The following is a 20,642-nucleotide window of genomic DNA, read 5'->3' as shown; positions in this document are numbered from 1 at the left end:
GGGGGAGTTCAAAACCGGGGAAGGTCTCGCGTTCGCCCCGTCCAGGCCGGCGTGATGCCGGCCCGAACAACCAAAGCCGCCAACTCAACGCTGGCGGTAATTGGCTTCCTTAGATCGGCCGTTTCTCGAGTTGCATGTTCAGGGCCAGACCACGAATTTCGTTGGTCAACACGTCGAAGCTGGCAGGTGTGCCGGCCTCGAGAGTGTTTTCTCCCTTGACCATCGATTCATAGATCTTGGTTCGACCTTCGACATCGTCGGATTTCACCGTCAGCAGTTCCTGGAGAATGTAAGCGGCACCATATGCTTCGAGTGCCCAAACTTCCATTTCTCCGAAGCGTTGACCGCCGAAGCGAGCCTTTCCGCCAAGAGGTTGCTGAGTGATCAACGAGTAAGGTCCGGTGCTGCGTGCGTGGACCTTGTCGTCAACCAAGTGGTGAAGCTTCAGCATGTAGATGTAGCCCACGGTGGTTTCCTGCTCCATCGGCTCACCGGTTCGACCATCGGTCAAACGGATCTTACCGTGAGCTGGCAAACCGGCTTCCGCCAAGCAGTCATTGATTTCCGATTCGCTGGCACCATCGAAGATTGGCGTGAGTGCTTGGAATCCAAGCTTGGCTCCCGCCCAACCCAGGTGAGTTTCCAAAATCTGACCCACGTTCATCCGGCTGGGAACTCCCAGCGGGTTGAGCATGATTTGAATTGGAGTTCCATCCGGCAAGAACGGCATGTCTTCGATCGGCAGGATCTTGGCGATCACACCCTTGTTACCGTGACGTCCCGCCATCTTGTCACCGACGCTGATCGTACGCTTGGTCGCGATGTAGATCTTGACCATCTGCAGCACGCCCGAGCGAAGTTCATCGCCGCGTTTCATGCTGTTCAGTTTGCGATCACGCTCGTCGATGGCTTGCTCGACGTTTTGCCATTGAGTTTGGTGAACCTTCTCGGCAGCTTTGCGTTTCTCTTCGTCTTCGATTTGCTCGAGGACGAGTTCCAATCGGAAGCTGGTTGCACGTTCAGCAACAAACTTAGGATCTTGTCCGTCGGCCAAAGGTGTGCCGGTCGAGTCTTTCAGCTTGACGCCGGAAGCCTCTTCCATGTCACGAATCAACGACTCAAACGTGCTGGCAATTTCTTCATTGCCTTCGGTTTCGTGTTGCTTCAGTTCGCGTTCGAACGCCTTTCGCTCGTCTTCGCCGAGACTCATCCGGCGGCTGAACTTCTGCGTGTCGATGACGATGCCTTCGATGCCCGATGGCACTTCCAACGAATCGTTCTTCACGTCTTCACCAGCACGACCGAAAATCGCGTGAAGGAGCTTTTCTTCCGGCGTCAGTTCCGTCTTGCTCTTTGGTGAAACCTTGCCGACCAGAATATCGCCTGGCTTCACGTAAGTTCCCGTTTGAACGATCCCGGTGTCGTCCAAGTTACGAAGTGCTTTCTCGGATACGTTCGGGATGTCTCGCGTGAATTCTTCGCGACCCAATTTGGTTTCGCGAATTTCGACGTCGAAGTCTTCGATGTGGATCGAGGTGTACGTGTCATTTCGCACCAGCTCTTCGCTGATGATGATCGCATCCTCGTAGTTGAATCCGTCGAACGACATGAAGCCGACCAAGACGTTTCGTCCGAGAGCCAGTTCACCTTTTTGGGTGGCTGCACCGTCGGCGATGATTTGGCCTTTTTCGACCTTGTCACCAACCGTGATGAGTGGCTTTTGGTTTTGGCAGGTTCGTTCGTTGAGCCCTTGGTACTTTTTCAGTGGGTAGTGATCGCTACCGATTTCGATACGAGTCGCATCTGCGTAGGTCACTTTGCCCGCACGGCGAGCACGCACGACCATCGCACTGTTCTTTGCAACTTCGCGTTCCATCCCGGTGCCGACAATTGGCGGCTCGGTGACCAACAATGGCACGGCTTGCCGCTGCATGTTCGATCCCATCAAAGCACGGTTTGCATCATCGTGCTCCAGGAAAGGAATCAAGCCAGCAGAGACACCGACCATCTGAGCGGGAGCCACGTCCATGAAGGACACTTGCTCCGGCATGACGATCTCGAAGTCACTGCGGAAACGAGCGATCATGTTGGGGCCGGGAACCAGGGCACCGTCTTTGACTTCGGTGTCAGCAGGTGCAACGTAGGATTCGCCTTCCTCATCGGCACGCAACCAAACGGTTTCGTCGCTGATTTTGCCGTCGATGACTTTGCGGAAAGGTGTGCAAAGGAATCCGTAATCGTCGACGCCAGCATAAATTGCCAACGAGCTGATCAGACCAATGTTCGTACCTTCGGGAGTCTCAATCGGGCAGATACGACCGTAGTGCGAAATGTGCACGTCGCGAACTTCGAAGCCCGCACGTTTCCGGTTCAAACCACCAGGGCCGAGAGCCGACAAGCGACGTTCGTGTGCCAACTGCGACAATGGGTTCGTCTGGTCAACGACTTGAGAGAGTTCGCCACGACCGAAGAAGAAGTCGATTGCTGCTGAAACGCTCTTGGGGTTGATCAAAGAACGAGGCGTCATGTCTTGAGCGTCTTTGACACTCATGCGTTCTTGAACCGTACGACGCAGCTTCAAGAAACCCTTGCGGAGTTCTTCGCTGGCGAGTTCATCGATGGTACGCAAACGACGGTTGCCCAAGTGGTCAATGTCGTCGATCTCCGCACCGCTGTCCGCGTCGAACAAGTCGATCAGGTAACGGATGGCAGCGATCATGTCGTCAGGACGCAACGTCATGACGGTTTCTTCGACGCCGAGACCCAACTTGCGGTTCAGGCGGAAACGGCCGACTTTGCCCAATCGATAACGGTTGTCGTCGTAGAACTTTTCTTGGAACAGCGTGCGAGCTTTTTCCAGCTGAGGCGGGTTGCCGGGACGCAAACGCTGATAGATCCGCAGCAACGCTTCTTCGTGGCTGGCGGTGTTGTCGTCGGCAAGCGTGTTGAAGATCAACGGTACCTTTGGCAGGTCCATTGCTTCGACCGAAGTCACGCCAGCGTTGCAGATCGTTTCCGAAAGTTCGGTGGTGATCTTGTAGCCAGCTTCGACGATGATTTCGCCGGCACGTTCGTGACCGCTGGGGTAAACCACATCGTCGACGGCGATCTTGTTCTCGATCTTGGTCGCGTCTTTCCCACCGTTCACCTTGATGGTGCCGGTTTCGTAGAAAGCCGACAACAAATCTGCGTCGGTGCTGTACTTGGGATCCATTGCACGCAGCAACATGGTCGCGGCAAATTTGCCGCTTTGGTCAATGCGGACCGTCAACGCATCTTTCTTGGTCACGTTGACTTCGATCCACGAGCCGCGTTCTGGGATCACGCGGCACGATGGCAACTTGCGATCGGTCGTGGTGTCTTGTTCCAGAACGAAGTCGACACCGGGACTGCGGTGCAACTGCGACACGACAACACGCTCAGCACCGTTGATGATGAATTCACCACCGCCCAGCATGATTGGCAGGTCGCCCAGATAGACTTCTTCTTCGATGGGCTCTTCGCGATTCAGACGCAACCAAATACGCAGCGGACGACCATAGGTCAAACGCAGCTGACGGCATTCCTGAATTGTGTAGCGGGGTTTCCCCAGCTCGTAGTACAGGTACTCCAGCGTCGTATTCCCGTCGTAACTGGCGATCGGGAAAATTTCCCTCAGTACGGACTCCAGCCCGTGATCTTTGCGAGCGTTGCTGGCCGCATCTTCTTGCAAGAATGCCGCGTAGGACACTGTTTGCAGGGCGGTCAGGTCGGGCAAATCGAACTGGCCCAAGCCGGTGCCGAATTTGCGAATCGAGGTGGGTTCGAGGCGACGCTGAGTCGTAGTTGCCATCGTGAGTGGGAGCTCCTTCGCGGGGAAGAACAAAAACACCAACACAGCCCGGAATCCGCCCACACATTGTTTGGAGCTTGATTCGTCGAAACCGCATCAATGAGATGACGAAATTGGTTCGTTGGAACTCCGACGGTGAATACCGCTTGCCAGAATGAACTGTCGCTTATCAGCAGTTGAAAAATCGATGAAATCGAGATTTCAAATGCGGTTCCGGTTCCAAAATGCACCCCGGCAACGGAATCTAAAGCGTGAAACCCATTGCCAACAAACGAATCCGTTCGAGGGAATTGGCTTCGCGAAAGAGAACCGCGAGAGGAGTGGAAGGAACGTAACTCTTAGCTCACGAAGGACTTCGAGAAAGAAAAGTTAGACGGAAATGAGGGAGGACAGAACGAATACAGACGCGTCACGCAACACCGGGCCGAAGATCACTTTCGAAACTTTAACGATTGATCTTGCATCCGCAAAGGGCAACCAAACGAATTTTGGTCTGGTTTATGCTCAGCGGGAATTTGACGGCAATTTAAGAAGCGAGCGTCCGCGGCCGGGCACTTCATGTACCCGGCCCGTGAAGCCGTCGTGAGCAATCGATCCAAAACCCGGCTCTCGCGAAAATGTCGCAAAAATCAATGGTTTGAGGCAATTCATCAACGATGTCAGCCCGTGGCCGCAAGCTGACCGCGTCCGGCTCCACGCTAGGCGAACTCGCGGAGGTCTGGCTAAGCCTACGTGCATTGGTGGGGCGGTCAACATCTGATTCCTCAATTTTGATCGTCGCACACGCCATCTCAACAAATTCAGATTTGGTAGTCAAAGTGATTGCACTTGGCTAACCGACGTTGCCGGTTCGGGTTAAGTCACCCAGGTCGCCGAGACTGCTTTGCTAGCAAATGCTGCCAGAGCGAAAAAAAAGTCTCCGTGAAGTGGCTATAGACTTCTCGCCCGGATTTCCTAATCACGCTAGGTTGTCTGCTCGTTTCGCCAGTCCACCCGCTCGCGAAGCACTGATCGACGAGATCGTCGCGTGAGCTAATTGTTTCCGGTGTTCTTAGGTGTTTCCGGTGTTTCGGCTCCACTTGGCCTGATGCAGCGCCTTTGAGCCGGCGAAATTCAGGTCAAATGGCGATCGTTGCGGAATGCAGGCGTTTTTTCGCCGCGTTTTTCGATTTCGCATGCGGCCCCACGTTCTTTTCACCGCCGTCCAATCTTTGCCCGTTCAAGCTTTCCCAAGGAGCCAACATGTCAGCCGCTGAGCCATCCTCCAGTGAAGTTCAGTTCTCCGGTCCTGTTCATTTGGCGGTCGATCTCGGGGCGTCCAGCGGTCGCGTGATTGCCGGCGGAGTGAATGACGGGCGATTGGAGCTGGTGGAGACTGGGCGGTTTGTGAACCGTCCCCTGAAGGTTCAGGATGCGATGCTCTGGAACCACCTGCAATTGTGGCAGGACATCCAGGATGGTTTGCGAGACGCCTCGCTGAGGGCCCAGTCCAGTTGGTCGGGGGCCAACATTGCGTCGGTTGGCGTGGATACTTGGGGGGTCAGCTTTGGCTTTGTCGATCGTCACGATCAAATTGCCGGACCGGTTTGGCATTACCGCGACGCTCGGCACCGCGGCATGGCCGAAAAGATTTGTGAGATTGTTCCTAAGGACACGATCTTTCAAGAAACCGGCATGCAGTTCATGGACATCAACTCGCTTTGCCAGTTGATCGCCGCGAAGCAGAACGGAGATTCTGTTTTCGAAACCGCCGAGTCATTTCTGATGATGGGGGACCTGTTCCACTGGTTGCTGTCAGGGGAACGGTCGGTTGAAGCCAGTAACGCATCGACCACTCAGTTGCTCAATCCGGCCACGCAAAGTTGGTCGACTAAGTTGCTCGATGGATTCGGACTGCCTCCCAGTTGGTTCGCTGAGCCTTCGCCTGCGGGGACGACGATCGGTAACGTTCAGCCCAGCGTGGCGACGGACACCGGGCTGCACGACGTTCCGGTGATTTTGCCAGCAACTCACGACACGGCGTCGGCGGTGTTGGCCGTTCCTGCTGAAGGTTTTGCTCCGGCGTCGCCTGATTGGTGCTACATCAGTTCGGGGACTTGGTCGTTGATGGGCGTTGAGATCCCACAGCCAAACGTGTCGCCGCTGTGTTCCGAATTGAACTTCACCAACGAAGGCGGAGTCCGAGGAAGCACCCGACTGTTGCAGAACATTGGCGGACTCTGGATTTACCAGCAAATCCGCGCGGCTCTTGATCGTCAGGGCAATGCGCCGAGTTGGGCGGAGATGACTCAGGCCGCCGCTGGTGCCGAGCCGTTTGCGTTGTTGGTCAATCCGGACGATCCCGCTCTTGTTGCACCGGACAACATGATCGATGCCATTTGCGGGTTGGCTGGTCGGACGGGACAAAGGGTTCCGACAGACAACGGGGTTTTGTTTCGGGGAGCCTTGGAAGGTCTCGCGCTTCGGTACCGAATGTGTCTGCAACATCTGGAGGCGTTGACCGAATCGCACATCAAGACGATTCACATTGTTGGTGGTGGTTCGCTCAATGCATTGCTGTGCCAGATGACAGCTGACGCTTGCGGACGCCGAGTCGTCGCCGGCCCCGTTGAAGCGACCGCGATCGGAAACATTTTGATGCAGATGATCGGAAGCGGTTCGTTGCATTCGATTGACGAAGCTCGTCAGTTGGTTCGCCACAGTTTCCCAACCCAGACCTATGAACCTCAGCAGACGGACCGCTGGGATGAACCCGCCGCAAAGTTTGCGACTTTCTTCGAGTGAGCGTCGACATCAGGTTTGGTGAAAATGACCTCAGATGACGAATCGCTGGTTGCGCGCAAGCAGGGCATTCGTGCGGCGGCACAAGCGGCACGGCGAGAGCAAGCGGACAAGGGCGGTCTGAGCCAGCTCATTGTAAACGCCATCACGCAGTTGCCGGTCTATCAAGAGGCTGAGTGCGTGATGTGGTACATCGACGTTCGGTCCGAAGTGAGAACTCGGCACGCATTGCCATTGGCCATCGATAGCGGCAAAAGGATTGTTGTGCCTTTCTGTTTGGACGGCGAATTGGAGCTGTTTCGTCTGGAGTCAATGGATGAGCTTGCCGAAGGCATGTACGAAATCCTCGAGCCCCGTGAAGAATTGCGAGACCTCGTCCCTAACCGTGTTCGCTCAAGCGATCTAGATGTTGTCTTGGTCCCTGGCGTTGCGTTTGATCGTCATGGAGGTCGTGTTGGGCACGGCAAGGGTTACTACGACAAACTTCTTGGTAACGTCCGATCGGATACCCGTTTGATTGGGTTGGCATTTGAATGCCAGATGGTCGGTGCGGTTCCCGTTCAAGCCCATGACATTCGCATGGACATGGTTGTCACTGAAGACCATGTGTATCCCGGCATAGGACGACGTTCGTAGGCGGTGGCGAAGTAGGAACGCGGGTATACTGGAGCGTTATCTTTTCTCCGTCTTCATGTTGGCCTCAGATTGTTCTTCGCGACTGCGGTAGACTCTTGGCGTGAATGCATTCTGCCGGATCATTGGGGTGCCGGCTCATTCCTCTGTTGCTCACAAGGAAAGTTTGACTTCAATGAAACGCTCTGTATCGGTGATTACTTCAGGTTGTTTCTTTCTCGTTTGTTTTGGCCTTTTGGGGCGTCCAGGCTACGTCCATTCTCAAGATGCTTCGAATGGATCGGGGGAAGAAGCGGATGCAAAGCCGACGGCATTTGGACTTTTTGAACTTCAGTCGATCGTCAATGACACAAAGCTCTCCGATGAGATTGGTTTGTCACCTGAGCAACGGAAGACGATTCTGGTTGCGATGCAGAAGTATCGCGATGCGTCGATGAAAGGGTTGCGGGCAAAGCCGGGCGAACGTATCTCAAGTGAGGAAATGAAGGAGCTGATGGACACGGCGGTTCGTGACGCCAAAGAAGTACTCAGCAAGGATCAGCAATCAAAGCTAACCGAACACATTGCGAAGAAGCGGGCCGAGCTAGCTGCCCAACCTCGCGCTCGAAGCTATTCCCCCGAGCAATTCCAGGAGATGAGCAAGCTCAGGCAGATCCAGACGGAGCTGATGCGTCTGTCTTTTGACACGGAACTTGCAGACAAGTTGGGGCTGACCGCCGAGCAGCGGGTGGAGTTGAGCGAAGTGCAAAGGAAATATCGAAGTGCCTCCGAAGAGCTGCGGAACGGCGAAGAGAGACTTGACATTGGGCGGCGAAATGAAGTTTTGCAGGAAGTGGTGATGAGCTCACAGACCATCCTCACGCCGGAGCAATCGGAGAAGCTGTCATTGAAGATCAGAATTGAGCGATTGAGACGCAAGCACGGCGACGAGTTTGCGATGATCAATGGATTGGCGGAAGACTTCGGTTTGGATGAAAAGGCTCAAGCAAAACTCAGCGAGAAGATCGAAGAGGTTCGGAAGGACTACTATGACGACTGGATGGAGCTGAAGAAGAAATCGATGAAGTCGATTATCAGTGAGTTGCCACGCAAACATCGTGAAGAAGTCGAGGCAGCGGTCCGCGACTTCGTTGAAGAGGATCCGCGTGACAAGATGAACCGTTTTCGGTTTGTTGCTCCGACGCCAGCGAAAAAGTAGTCGGCGGAAAAGCCGGTCTCGTGAGTGGTCGTCGCCGGCCGGTTATTCCGGCTGGGCAGGTTGCGGTGTTGCGATGGTCTGGCGATAGCGCGGCAATTTCTAGGCTGAGGTTGGACGATAAGCCAACGACACAGCCGACACGGAGTGGCTGGTTTCTTCCGCTCATCGATTGATTGGGATTCTCATTCATGCCGTTTCTCTCCGGTAGCCTTTCTTTTGAACGATTTCGCGTCAATCAATTTGAAGACGGCCCATTTGGGCAAGAACACATCGAGCGGATGGCAGAGAACGTGGCCGGGCGAACGGAAACCGCCAACGAAGAAAACGTGCATTTGGGTTTTCTGGGCGGCGATCACCTTTTCGATCAAGATTTTGATCTGGCGAAAAACATCATCGATGATGCTGTGCACTTTGGTGTTCGCGTCGACACCAACCAAGTGCCGTCGGTGATCAAGAAGGCTTGGTTGTCGATGGAGCTCGCGGCATTGAGCCGTGAAAACCCAGGCGGGAAACCGACGAAGTCGCAACGCAAAGAAGCCAAGGAAGCGGTCGAGCAACGCTGTGAAAATGAAGCCGCAACGGGCAAATATCGCAAGTTTCAACAGCATGCTTTGTTGTGGGACTGCAGTCGCGATTTGCTTTACTACGGCGGGACCGCAGGGACCGGCTGTGGTCACTGCGTCGATCTGCTCGAACGTGTGTTCGGGATCGAATGCGGGCACATCAGTGCGGGTGTCGTCGCGCAGGATTGGGCTCGCGACAACGATCGCTATGCCGAAATGGATGATGTGATGCCCGCCAGTTTCGTCACCGGTGAAGGGTTCAGCGGTGTCGCTTGGGCGAACGAGCATTCCCAGTCACCAGACTTCCTTGGCAACGAGTTTTTGCTGTGGCTGTGGTGGATGCTGGAAACGGAAACCGACACGATTGAAACGTTCGACGGAACCGAAGTCACGCTGATGCTGGCCAAGACGCTTTCGCTGGAATGTCCCATCGGAGAGTCCGGCAAAGAGTCCATTTCCGCGGAGTGCCCTGTCAAATTGCCCGAGGCCATGCGTGCGATCCAAAGTGGCAAGTTGCCTCGCAAAACAGGTATGACGTTGATTCGCGAAGGCCAGCAATTTGACCTGACTCTGCAAGCGGAGACGTTCGGAATCAGTGGCGCTCGAATTCACTTGGACGAAGACGACGACGACTTCGGACCCGAAGATCGCATCGAAGCGGTGCGAACGCTCAGCGACACAATCGACGGGTTGTTCCACACGTTCTGTGACCGCCGGACCAGTGAAGCCTGGTCGGCGGATCTGGATGGCATGCGAGGCTGGCTAGCGCCAAGCCAAGCAGCCCGGAAGTCGGCGGCCTGATCAGAAGGAGTCGGCTTCGATGACTTCGTAATTGGCACGGGTCACCAAGGCGTGGTAGACCTTCAAGTCAATGAACTGCGACAGCATTCGCACCGATCCATCACTCAGGACGAATTGTGCACCGGCGGCGTGGTAGCTGCTGAAGTCTTCAAAGTGGCCGGCATCACTGTTCGGAGTGTGATCGGCTGCACCAACGATGCGAGACGCGGCGGCATTGGCTTCGGGGATCAGCCCTTGCCAAATCGAGCCACCCAAACGACTGTTGCGTTCGCCGACCATCACGGTTTGGCTCAGTCCATCCAGCACGTCGCGGAAACGGTGGCGGCTGTTACCGTAGAACAAACCGTCGCCGTGATACATGTCGTCGTGGATGTCAAACGTTCCGAACACACCGGCGTAGTTGCTTTTGGCGATTTTGAACAAGAACTCGTCGCCGTCGTCGACGTTGTGCCCGCTCTCGTGTTCGTCGTCGTGATCATCGTCGTCGTCATCCAGCGCTGCTGAGTGGTCATGTTCGTGCCCATGACCATCCCCGTGAGCTTCGGCGATGAAGAACAGTGTCTCTAGCGGATCGCTGGGGCACATGTAGCTTGGGATCGATGATTCACGTGCTTGTTGGTTCTCGTCTTCTTCGATGGCCATTCCGAATTGAATGGTGTCGTAGATGTTTCCGCTTTCAATTTGCGGCGTGATCGCGGCGGCCCAGCCCCAGCCGGGTTCGTGGTGATCGATATCGTCGGCCAACCAACCGCTGGGCAACTGATTGAAGATGCCGTGGTAGTTGTGCAGGGCAATGCCCATTTGATGCAGGTTGTTTTGGCACGACATCCGGCGGGCGGCCTCGCGGGCGGCCTGGACGGCTGGCAACAACAGGCCAACGAGGACGCCAATGATGGCGATCACGACCAACAGTTCAACGAGTGTGAAAGCCTTGCGAAGGGAAGTTCCAGAAGTCAATCGGTGGCTTGGATTCGCGTGGACACGCGCCGCTGGGCAGGAAATGTGTGACATGGAATGAGACCTGAAAATGAGAACGCAGTGGCTCTCGATGGAAGACAGTGAGTTTGCGTTACAGTGAAACTGGTTTTCACCGCAAGCCAAAACGGCAGTTTTCAGGTCAAAGAAGGTGGGCCGCGTGTGTACGGACGCCAGCAATCTGCCGAGTCTTCAAGGGTCGTCGATTCGATCCGGTGACTCGCCGTGCAGCGAGCCATTTCGCGGTGGACGCAAACCGAGATCGGGCTCTCAACCATCGTGCGAGCGTTGCACAACGCACAGAGGTCACCGCATTGATGAGAATGCTGGTCATTCGAAACGATCTCTGCGGACGGCAGGCTCGTTTCCCAGACCAGCAATTCTTCCGAGCCACCTGGCGGTAGCGGTGCATGCTGCACCGCGTCGGCGGAGCTCGAATGCGAGCAACAACCAGCGATATTTTCAGGCGAATGCGTATGAGAGCAATCGTCGTGAATGCCAGCATGGGAATGGGTGGAATCGCACGTCGCCACATGATGGTGAGCAGCCGGCAAAAGCCAGCCACCGACCACGTATGCGATCAAAGCGATTCGACGGACCCAGAGTTCCACGCGGTGCCAAATGGTTGAGGTTGTTCGTTTTTGTCGGCGATTTTTCGCCAAACGGATGCATTCTGTAGCAATTACAGAATAAACCAGCTTGCGGTTCAATGCGAATTTAGCAAGCTTCTAGCAAAGTTTAGCCTGAATGCGGCTGGTGTCACCAATCCAAAGGTGCTTGCCAGGCCGATTTTGCGGTCGCAATGTCAGTTTCCAGCACCACGGCGTCACCGTCGCGGACTGTGAATTGGCCCGAATCGGTGACCTCGCCCAAACGAGTCAGGCTGATCCCGGAGTCCGCGAAAATCTTGGACAGAGCTTCGGCTGATTCGGGAGCGCATTCGATCAGGAATCGAGTGTTTGATTCGCTGAATAGAACTTCCGTGGCTGACAGTGCTGCTGCGGTGAGCACGCCATCGTTGGAGGGTTGCTCGCGAGAAACGGTTGCGAGGTCGAGGTTCATGCCCAATCCGCCGGCCAATGCCATTTCGACCGCAGCGACGGCCAGGCCGCCTTCGCACAGGTCGTGGCACGAGCGGACCAGTCGTGACTGGATCGCTTGGTGGACGGTCGCAAACGTTTTCTTCGCCAACTTTGCGTCGACCTCAGGGACCGCACCGCCGGGTTCGTTTTCGACCAAGCCGTAGTGCGAGCCGCCGAGTTCACGATGCGTTTCGCCAACCAGGAAGATCACGTTGCCGGCTTCCTTGGCGTCCATCGTGATTGATTTGCTGACATCGTCGATTTGGCCCATCGCACTGATCAACAGGCTGGGCGGGATCGCGATGGTTTGCTTTTCGTTCTTGTCGTCGAAGTAGCTGAACTCGTTGTTCAAGCTGTCTTTGCCGCTGACGAACGGCGTGCCCAAAGTGACCGCGAGGTCTTGGCAAGCGATCGCGGCCCGGACGAGCGACCCGAGCGTTTCGGCTCGATCGGTGTATCCCCAGCAGAAGTTGTCGAGGATGGCAATCTTGGAAGGATCAGCACCGACCGCGACTGCGTTCCGCATGGCTTCGTCGATCGCCGAAGCGGCCATGTGATACGTGTCGAAGTCGCCGTAGTGAGGGTTCATGCCGCAACTGATCACCAACCCGCGACGGCTGTTCAGTTTGGGACGCACGACGGCGGCGTCGCCGGGGCCATCGCATTGTGGGCCGACCAAGGGTTTGACGACGCTGCCCGCTTGGACTTCGTGATCGTATTGGCGGATCACCCAGTGCTTGCTGGCGACGTTGTAGCTGCCCAGGATCTTGAGCAGCGTTTCCGAGTTGGCTGCGGCATCGCGGTCGCCGATTGATAATGGTTTGGCTTTTGGTGGTTCGTAGATCGCATCGCGAATCACGGGCGGACGTCCGTCGTGCAAGAACGACATGGCGACGTCGCCGACCGTTTGGCCATGGAAGTTCAATTGCAGTCGACCGGTGGGAACGAAGCGGCCGATGGCGGCTGCCTCGACGCCTTCGCTTTCGCACAGTTCACGCAGTTCGTCCCAGCGTTCTTGGGGAACGGCCAAGACCATGCGTTCTTGAGCTTCGGAAATCCAGATCTCGGTGTAAGTCAGGCCATCGTATTTCAGCGGGGCTTTGTCCAGCCAAACTTCGGCACCGAGCTCTTCGCCCATTTCGCCAACCGCACTGCTGAAGCCGCCTGCACCGCAGTCCGTGACCGCGTTGTACAGCCCGCGATCGCGAGCCTGCATCAGCACGTCGAGCACCATTTTTTCGGTGATTGCGTTGCCGATTTGAACGGCACCGCCGGACAGCGATTCAGATTCGCTGGTCAGTTCCGCACTGCTGAACGTTGCCCCATGGATCCCGTCTCGTCCGGTGCGTCCGCCAACCGCGACGATCAAGTCGTTGGGTTTGACTTCCTTGTCTTCCATGCCGACCGGAATGATGCCGACGTTGCCGCAGTAGACCAGCGGGTTGCCGAGATAACGCTCGTCAAAGTAGACCGCACCGTTGACCGTGGGGATTCCCATTCGGTTGCCGTAGTCACGCACGCCGGACACGACACCCTGAATGACGCGGCGGGGATGCAGCACGCCCGGGGGCAGTTCTTCAGGTGAAACGTCCGGTGGAGCGAAGCAGAACACGTCGGTATTGCAGACGGGTTTGGCTCCCATGCCGGTGCCCATCGGGTCCCGGATCACGCCACCGATTCCCGTGTTGGCTCCGCCGTAGGGTTCCAACGCCGACGGGTGGTTGTGCGTTTCGACTTTGAAACACACGTGGTCTTGTTCGTCGAAGGTCACGATGCCCGCGTTGTCTTTGAACACGCTGACGCACCAATCGTCATCGCCCAGGGAGCGACGAATGGTTTGGGTTGCTTCAAAGATCGTTTCTTTGAGCATGTTGTTGTATTGGCGTTCGTCGCCGCCGGGTGTGCCATCGGCACCAGGACCCTTGTAGTGAATCCGGCCAGCCAGTGTTTTGTGGCTGCAGTGTTCCGACCAGGTTTGGGCGACCGATTCCAGTTCAATGTCGGTTGGGTCACGTCCCAGTTCGACGAAGTGATCGCGGATCGTTTGCATCTCGACCAGCGTCAGATACAGCTGGCCTTCCTTGGAAAGTTTTTCCAATCCGGCGTCATCGAGTTCGCGAATCGGCACGTGCACCAATTCAAATTCGCCCGCCGAACCAACATCCAATCGATCCATCGTTAACGGCCCGATCACAAACGCTTCGATGGAATCGTTTGACAGGGCACGGCGGCAAATCGTTTCCAGTTGAGCTTCGTCGGTGCCCGCGATCCAAAATTTGCGGAACGTTTTGACTGTGCTGCCTTCGACACCGCGATCGGCGAGTGCGCCTTGGGTACTGGCCGCGACCGGATCCATCACACCGGGTTTGGGCATCACGTGCACCAAGTGCGGTTCGGATTCGATGCCACGCTCGGCCAGCAATTCCATCAACGATTCGGGGGCCTCGGACAGGTCGGCTTCGACCAGCGAAGCGTCGTTGCCAGGGTGCCCGACAACGACCGATTCCGTGATGGAATCGGCCAGCAACGTCGACGCAATTTCGTTGGCGGAAGCTTCGTCGATGTCGGCTTGGATCAAGTATCCCCGTGCAGCGGCGATCAGCAGGTCGTCGCCCAATCCAAGTTCATGAATTTCACGAGCCGTTTGTTCGCCGAGTCGATCGATTTGACCGGGAGCAGGATGAATGTCGATTTGCCAAAGCGGCATGGTGCGAGATCGGGGAATGAGGATGGAGACGGGAGAAGATCAGGCAACCTTGGCCGCGGGCGGTCGCGGTCAGGTTCGAGCGGATTGTCGAATTTGTTTGGCGGTGTCGAGCCAGGTTCGCAGGGCAATGTCGTTGCCCTGGTCCACGATGGTTTGCAGTGTGTCCAAGTCCGATCGGGATTGTTCGATCGCACTCAGGATCGCGTCGCGGTTTTCGGAAACGATGGCGGTCCAAAGGTCCGCATCCCCCGCCGCCACACGAGTGGTGTCGAGCCAGCCGGTGCCAACCAAAGCGAGCATTTCGCGAGTGATTTGGCGTGCGGCGAGTGACGACAGCAAGTGTGGCAAATGAGACGTCAATGCCAAGGTGGCATCGTGCTGTTCGGCCGGCATCGTGACAATTCGTCCGCCGGTGCCTCGCCAAAATTCGGTTGCGGCGGTGATGTGCTGCGGCAGTTCTTCGCCACTGGGCGTGATCACGATGGGTTTGTCGTCAAAAAGGTCCGCCCGCGCGTGCTCCGCCCCGCTTTTTTCGCTGCCCGCGATCGGATGAGCCGGAACGAACTGTTGCGCCGCTGTCGTCCCCGCTAATTCGCGAACCAGACCCCCTTTGGTGCTGCCCACGTCGGTCAGGGTCAGCTCGGGGAATTGCTCCGCAAGTTCTTGAGCCAACGCGGCAATTCGGTTCACCGGCGTGGCGATGACGGCCAGATCACAGCCGTTCGCGGCGGCATCGGGGCGGTCGAAAACTTCGTCCACAATCGCGCGATCCAGAGCCAATGCCCGCGTTTCAGGCGATCGGGCGCAGGCGGTCAGTCGGACGGACGGCCAACGTCTGCGAATCGACAACGCCACACTCCCCCCCAACAATCCCAACCCGATGATCGCGACAGATCGACAGGAGGGCTCGGGCATGGGGCTGGATTCGAAGGAGGCCAAAGGGCTTTTGTTGTGGATTGCTCGCCATTCGTAACGGAAGTCGTCAAGACTTTCGGCGAGTCTGTTTGGGCAACGAAACTCTTGACGAGTTTCGCTACCCGAGCCTGGAGATGCTGCTGAATACGAGAGAGCAGAAGAATACCTTAGAACCACCGCCGTTCCCATCGGTGGCAAACTGGCGTTTTTAAAGGAAACGCCACGATCGAAGCTGGTCTGATCGGACGCGCTCACATGGCGGCTCGCCATTCGTAGCGATAGTCGTCACGACTTTCGGCGAGTCTGTTTGGAGCACGAAACTCTCGACGAGTTTCGCTACCCGAGACTGGAAATACAGTGAAAAGCACCGACGCCCCGCGAGTCATCTACAATCGGGCTACGAAAGCAATTCTTCACCCCGCTCGAGCAGCGAGCCAATCAGCTGCTAGCTTCGGTGTCTTTGTCGTTTGTGTCGTGAATATTCTTGCCTCTTCAAAATGTTGAGTTCGTGTCCGATTACAACCCCTTCACCACGCCAATCGAAGAACCGGAAGACGCGGTTGTCGTGTCGGAGACTGGACCACAGATCCCAACAGCGATTCGCATTTCCACATTGATCTTCAGCGTCGGCTGTTCGTTCGCACTTTCATTTGCCGCGGCGATCATGTTCACGTCAGGTGCGTCGGCGGAGAGTGGCTACGTTGCTCTTTTCGTAGCTTGCGTCGTTTCACCCGTTTCGAATGCGATCATCGGTGCGGCTTGCATCGGGATATGTGCGTTGGGGGGATGGTCTTCCGATAAGACTGCAATTTTGGCCACGCTGGCCGCGCCGTTCCTGTCGATCGTCTACGTCTTCTACCAAGCAATCACATCACTTTCCTTTTACGTCTGCTGACAACGGGTGGTACCGTTGCCAGACGCGATGGACGATCTGGAATCGTGTTAAATTCTGACGCGTGTCAAATGGCTGTTGAACTAACTCGCATCAAGAGGCTTCGTTGTTTCGATGGGTGCACAGCTTCCTTTGAATCGCAACGAGCGTCGTTCCAAGGCGATGATCCCCGATACGGTGTCACCTTGGTTGGCGGAATTGGTTCGTGAAGAGCTTCTTCCTGATGAGACCATTCTGTGGGCTGAGACACCCAAGCCGCGATTCTTCACCGCTGGTTCAACGGCCACGTTTGCGTTCGCTGTCGTGTGGACGGCGTTTTCTTTGTTTTGGGTTGCCAGTGCTTTGGGATTCCAAGTGCCGAAGTTCGACCGCGGAGTCGACTTCTTTGCCTTGTTCGGCGTTCCATTTGTCTTGATTGGCTTTGCGATGTTGTCGACCCCAGTCTGGGCCTATCGCAACGCTTTCAAGACCGTTTATTTGTTGACCGACCAACGAGCGATCACGTTTGTCGGTGGGTTTCGAATGACGATCCGAAGTTTTCATCCCCGCGAGCTGCGGACAGTCTACCGAAAGCAATCTGCCGACGGATCGGGCGACGTGATCTTCAACGCGAAACGATGGACCGATTCGGAAGGGACCAGCCACTCCGAGGAGATTGGGTTTCTTGGAATTCCGGATGTGAAATCGGTCGAGCAACTTCTCAAGCAGATGGTTGAGTCTCATCGCCGTCAAGCGGAACGCCGAGTGATGGAGCGACGAGATCGTGATGGCGGGTGAGTCTCGATCGGGATGCGATTGAGGCACCGAAGTAAAACGGTGACGGGCAAGCCGTCGTTGACGCCTTCGAATGAACGCTTCCGACAGAACTCTCTGAGCCAGTGCTCAACTCTCTGGTGGTAGTGCTCATCGATGGTGACGCTTTTTTCGCCGAATGACGCTCAAAGTCGTGTGAAGTTCAGCGATCGCGTTGGATGTTGGCTAGGATAAATCTCCGAGACGAGCGGGTAACTTGTTTGCCATCCGTTTCGATCCCTCCCCATCATCCCACCTGAATCTCTTCCGTCGGAGAATGCCATGTTCCATCGGCAATGTTCCCGTTTGCTACCTGTCGTATTGTTGCTGTTCGTTCCCTCGCCAGCACTGGCTGATGCCAAGCCATCTGAACAAAAGAAGTCACGGCCACACATCGTGATGGCGTTCGCTGACGATTGGGGCTGTTACGCGAGTGCCTATGCAAAGCATTTTCCAGGCACCGCAAGCGAAGTGATCTCGACCCCCAAGTTCGACTCGATCGCACGCGACGGGGTGTTGTTCACCAACGCGTTTGTCAGTGCACCATCGTGCACGCCGTGTCGAAGCTCGTTGATGGCTGGCCAGCCATTTTGGCGATGTGACAAGGCATCGATTTTGCTCGGGGCGGTCTGGGATTTTTCGTTGCCGGCTTACCCGTTGTTGTTGGAAGAGTCCGGATACCGAATCGGGCACACCTACAAAGTCTGGAGCCCCGGGCGACCCGGCAACGCGCCGTACGGTGGTTCGCGAACGGCATCCAACAAAGCCGGGTCGAAGTTCAACAATTTTTCGCAGTTCGTGATGAAGTCCGATGATCGCGATGCGGCCAAGGCGAAGCTGTTTGATGAGGTACGGAAGAACATTCGCAATTTCCTTGACGCCGACAACGACGGAAAACTCGATGGCGATTCGCCGATCTGTTACTGGTTCGGTCCGACCAACACTCACCGAAAGTGGATTGCCAAAAGCGGATATGAACTATGGGGCATCAACCCAGATGACTTGAAAGGCAAGTTGCCCGCTTACCTGCCCGACGTCCCTGAGATCCGAGAAGACTTTGCCGACTACCTGGGTGAAGCGATGGCGTTTGATGCCGCGCTGGTTGTTTTGGACGAAGAACTGCAGCGGCTCGGCATCGCCGATGACACGCTGCTGGTCGTCAGCGGCGATCACGGGGTTCCCGGTGTATCGCGTGGCAAATGCAATTTGTACGATTTCGGAACGCACGTCCCATTGGCGGTTCGTTGGCCGAGCGGGATTGAACATTCCAATCGCGTGCTGACGGACTTTGTTTCGTTGCCCGAATTGGCCACCACGTTCTTGGAAGTGGCCAGCGTCGAAGCTCCCGCAAGCATGATCGCTCGTCCGATCACCCCGCTTTTGACAAGCGACGAATCGGGCCGAATCGATCCTTCGCGAGACGCGGTCTTCACCGGTCGAGAACGACACGTCGCAACGGCTCGCGAAGGTGCGACGCCTTACCCGCAGCGTGCGATTCAGTCCGATGATTGGTTGTACATCATCAACTTCGAACCCGAACGAACTCCGATGGGGGACGGCCCTGGATTGGCCGACGGAGACAGTGATTTTCCTTCGGAGGACGACCTTCGCGAGAACACTTTCGCGGCGTATGCCGACCTGGACGCGAGCCCCACGAAGGCGTTCGTGACGCTGAATCGCGACAAGTATCCCGACGCGTTTCAGTACATGGTGGGACGTCGTCCTCGAATCGAAATGTATGACCTGAAGTCCGATCCCGATTGCTTGAACAATCTCGCCGGGCATTCCGATCACGCGAAAACTGAAAAGCAACTCAACGATCGTTTGATCGGCGAGCTGAAACGGACCGGCGATCCTCGAATGAGCGAACCGGTGATGTTCGAACAGGGTATGTTTGTGGAACCAGTCGGACCAGGAAACAAAAAGAAGCAGTCCGCTGCGTCCAAGAACAAGAAATGAACTCGTTGGAGAATTCTCGATGAAACGATTGACCTCACGCCCGTCCGGCCATTGGTGTTGGACCTTCGGGCTGGCTTTCGCGTTCCTCGGATTCTCTGCTTGCAGAAAGTCCACGCCGGTCGACGAGGTTTCGATCGGTGAGAGCGGCGTGGCTTTGCAAGCTCGCGAAGTACCAGCGATTGAGTTGGCTTGGCCGCAGTGGCGTGGTCCTGACATGGATGGACGGGCCGGTGATGCCACGCCTCCGACGACTTGGGACCAGTCCACCAACATCGCTTGGCAAGCCGACATTCCAGGTCGCGGTCACAGCAGTCCGATCGTGATCGGCGATCAAGTCGTATTGGGAACGGCTGACGATGCGAAGCAGCAACAGATGCTGGTCTCGTATGATTTGGGCTCGGGACAGGAAAAGTGGCGACGTGTCATCCATGAAGGCAACTTCCCGTCGGCCAGAGAAGTGCACCACAAAGCCACCAATGCGAATGGAACTCCCGCTTCCGATGGCAGACTGATCGTGACAGCGTTCCTCAATCAAGAACGCATCTTCGTCACGGCGGTTGATCTGAACGGCGAAGTGGTCTGGCAAACCGACGTGGGGGCTTTTGCGTCGAAATTCGGTTACGCCCCTTCGCCGGTTCTGTATCAGTCGTTTGTAATCCTTGCCGCGGACAGCTTTGGTGGTGGCTACCTGGTGGCATTGGATTTGGAAACTGGCGAGATCGCTTGGCGACGGTCTCGGGGCGATGCGAGCAGTTACTCCAGTCCCATGATCGCGAGCGTTGGTGGGATGGATCAGTTGCTGATCAGCGGCGGTGACCGTGTCGCCAGCTATGATCCAGCGACCGGCGAGCCTCGCTGGGAATCTTCCGCGATCGCCGAAGCAACTTGCGGCACGATTGTGACTTCGGGCGATCGGATCTTTGCATCGGGTGGGTATCCTGACAAACAAACCGCTTGTTTCTCCGCGACCGGTGAAGAGCTTTGGTCGGACCGCACGGCTCTTTATGAACCTTCGATGGTGACCAATGGCACCAGCCTGTTCGGTGTCACCGACAACGGTGTCGCGATGTGCTGGTCGAACGAGGACGGACGTGTTCAGTGGAAAGAACGCTTGGGCAGCAACTTCAGTGGATCGCCAGTTTTGGCGGGTGGCAATGTGTATGTGTCGGATTTGTCAGGCAACCACTACGTTTTCTCCGCCAGCGGTGATGACTACCAATTGATTTCAAAGAATCGTCTCGGATCGGATTGCTACGCCAGTCCTGCGGTTTTGGCGGATTCGTTGCTGCTGCGAATTGGATTCGGTGAAGGTGGTTCACGGAAAGAACGCTTGGTTAAAATCACTCAGCGTCCTTAGGCAAGGATTCGAATGCCTTCGATATCTCAATGCTAGATAGCGGAAGGGCGCGAGCCCTCCGGTGACGCACCGGGCGGCTTGCGCCACGCCGCTAAGTCGATTTGTCGCGATGCCGAACTGATCGACTGACCATTCACGCTTTGCACTCTGTCTTT

General features: G+C 56.1%; 12 protein-coding genes. 8 read left to right on the top strand and 4 right to left on the bottom strand.

Features of this window, described 5'->3' with window-relative positions:
- Nucleotides 1–109 precede the first annotated feature (109 nt).
- Nucleotides 110–3,832, bottom strand: a complete 3,723-nt coding sequence (gene rpoB / locus RB_RS10905; protein WP_007340662.1) for a DNA-directed RNA polymerase subunit beta — start codon at nt 3,830–3,832, stop codon at nt 110–112.
- 1,122 nt (nt 3,833–4,954) lie between these two features.
- Here rpoB and RB_RS10895 point away from each other — a divergent pair.
- From RB_RS10895 to RB_RS10880, 4 genes are all read left to right on the top strand, one after another.
- Nucleotides 4,955–6,616 carry a rhamnulokinase gene (locus tag RB_RS10895; RefSeq protein WP_164921863.1) on the top strand — a complete coding sequence of 554 codons (1,662 nt, stop codon included), beginning with the start codon at nt 4,955–4,957 and terminating at the stop codon, nt 6,614–6,616.
- Between the two features lie 24 nt (nt 6,617–6,640).
- Nucleotides 6,641–7,249: a 5-formyltetrahydrofolate cyclo-ligase gene (locus RB_RS10890; protein ID WP_164922815.1), complete on the top strand. Its 609-nt coding sequence runs from the start codon at nt 6,641–6,643 to the stop codon at nt 7,247–7,249.
- A gap of 100 nt (nt 7,250–7,349) precedes the next feature.
- Nucleotides 7,350–8,444: a type 2 periplasmic-binding domain-containing protein gene (locus RB_RS10885; RefSeq protein ID WP_011120427.1), complete on the top strand. Its 1,095-nt coding sequence runs from the start codon at nt 7,350–7,352 to the stop codon at nt 8,442–8,444.
- 188 nt (nt 8,445–8,632) lie between these two features.
- Nucleotides 8,633–9,808: a hypothetical protein gene (locus RB_RS10880; RefSeq protein ID WP_164921862.1), complete on the top strand. Its 1,176-nt coding sequence runs from the start codon at nt 8,633–8,635 to the stop codon at nt 9,806–9,808.
- Here RB_RS10880 and RB_RS10875 read toward each other — a convergent pair whose 3' ends face one another.
- From RB_RS10875 to RB_RS10860, 3 genes are all read right to left on the bottom strand, one after another.
- Nucleotides 9,809–10,765 (bottom strand): DUF1559 domain-containing protein, encoded by a 957-nt coding sequence (locus RB_RS10875; protein ID WP_231846396.1) that lies wholly within the window; start codon nt 10,763–10,765, stop codon nt 9,809–9,811. It lies immediately after the preceding gene.
- A gap of 777 nt (nt 10,766–11,542) precedes the next feature.
- Nucleotides 11,543–14,572: a phosphoribosylformylglycinamidine synthase subunit PurL gene (gene purL, locus RB_RS10865; RefSeq protein ID WP_011120422.1), complete on the bottom strand. Its 3,030-nt coding sequence runs from the start codon at nt 14,570–14,572 to the stop codon at nt 11,543–11,545.
- A gap of 69 nt (nt 14,573–14,641) precedes the next feature.
- The gene (locus RB_RS10860) at nt 14,642–15,487 is read right to left on the bottom strand and encodes a prephenate dehydrogenase (protein ID WP_231846395.1); all 846 of its coding nucleotides are present in this window, start codon (nt 15,485–15,487) and stop codon (nt 14,642–14,644) included.
- Nucleotides 15,488–15,995: 508 nt separating this feature from the next.
- On the opposite strand from RB_RS10860, the gene RB_RS10855 reads away from it, so the two are divergent.
- The 4 genes from RB_RS10855 (at nt 15,996) to RB_RS10840 (ending at nt 20,487) form a co-directional block, all read left to right on the top strand.
- Complete coding sequence (locus RB_RS10855; RefSeq protein ID WP_164921860.1) at nt 15,996–16,382, top strand: hypothetical protein; 387 nt, start codon at nt 15,996–15,998, stop codon at nt 16,380–16,382.
- Between the two features lie 111 nt (nt 16,383–16,493).
- Nucleotides 16,494–17,156 (top strand): hypothetical protein, encoded by a 663-nt coding sequence (locus tag RB_RS10850; protein ID WP_007326532.1) that lies wholly within the window; start codon nt 16,494–16,496, stop codon nt 17,154–17,156.
- 297 nt (nt 17,157–17,453) lie between these two features.
- Entirely contained in the window at nt 17,454–19,130 is a 1,677-nt protein-coding gene (locus RB_RS10845) for a sulfatase family protein (RefSeq protein WP_011120416.1), read from the top strand.
- Between the two features lie 19 nt (nt 19,131–19,149).
- The gene (locus tag RB_RS10840) at nt 19,150–20,487 is read left to right on the top strand and encodes an outer membrane protein assembly factor BamB family protein (RefSeq protein WP_164921859.1); all 1,338 of its coding nucleotides are present in this window, start codon (nt 19,150–19,152) and stop codon (nt 20,485–20,487) included.
- Nucleotides 20,488–20,642: the final 155 nt, after the last annotated feature.

Origin of the sequence: Rhodopirellula baltica SH 1 (genome assembly GCF_000196115.1) — a bacterium.
GTDB classification, from domain to species: Bacteria; Planctomycetota; Planctomycetia; order Pirellulales; family Pirellulaceae; genus Rhodopirellula; species Rhodopirellula baltica.
This window is presented reverse-complemented; position numbering and strand designations above follow the sequence as displayed.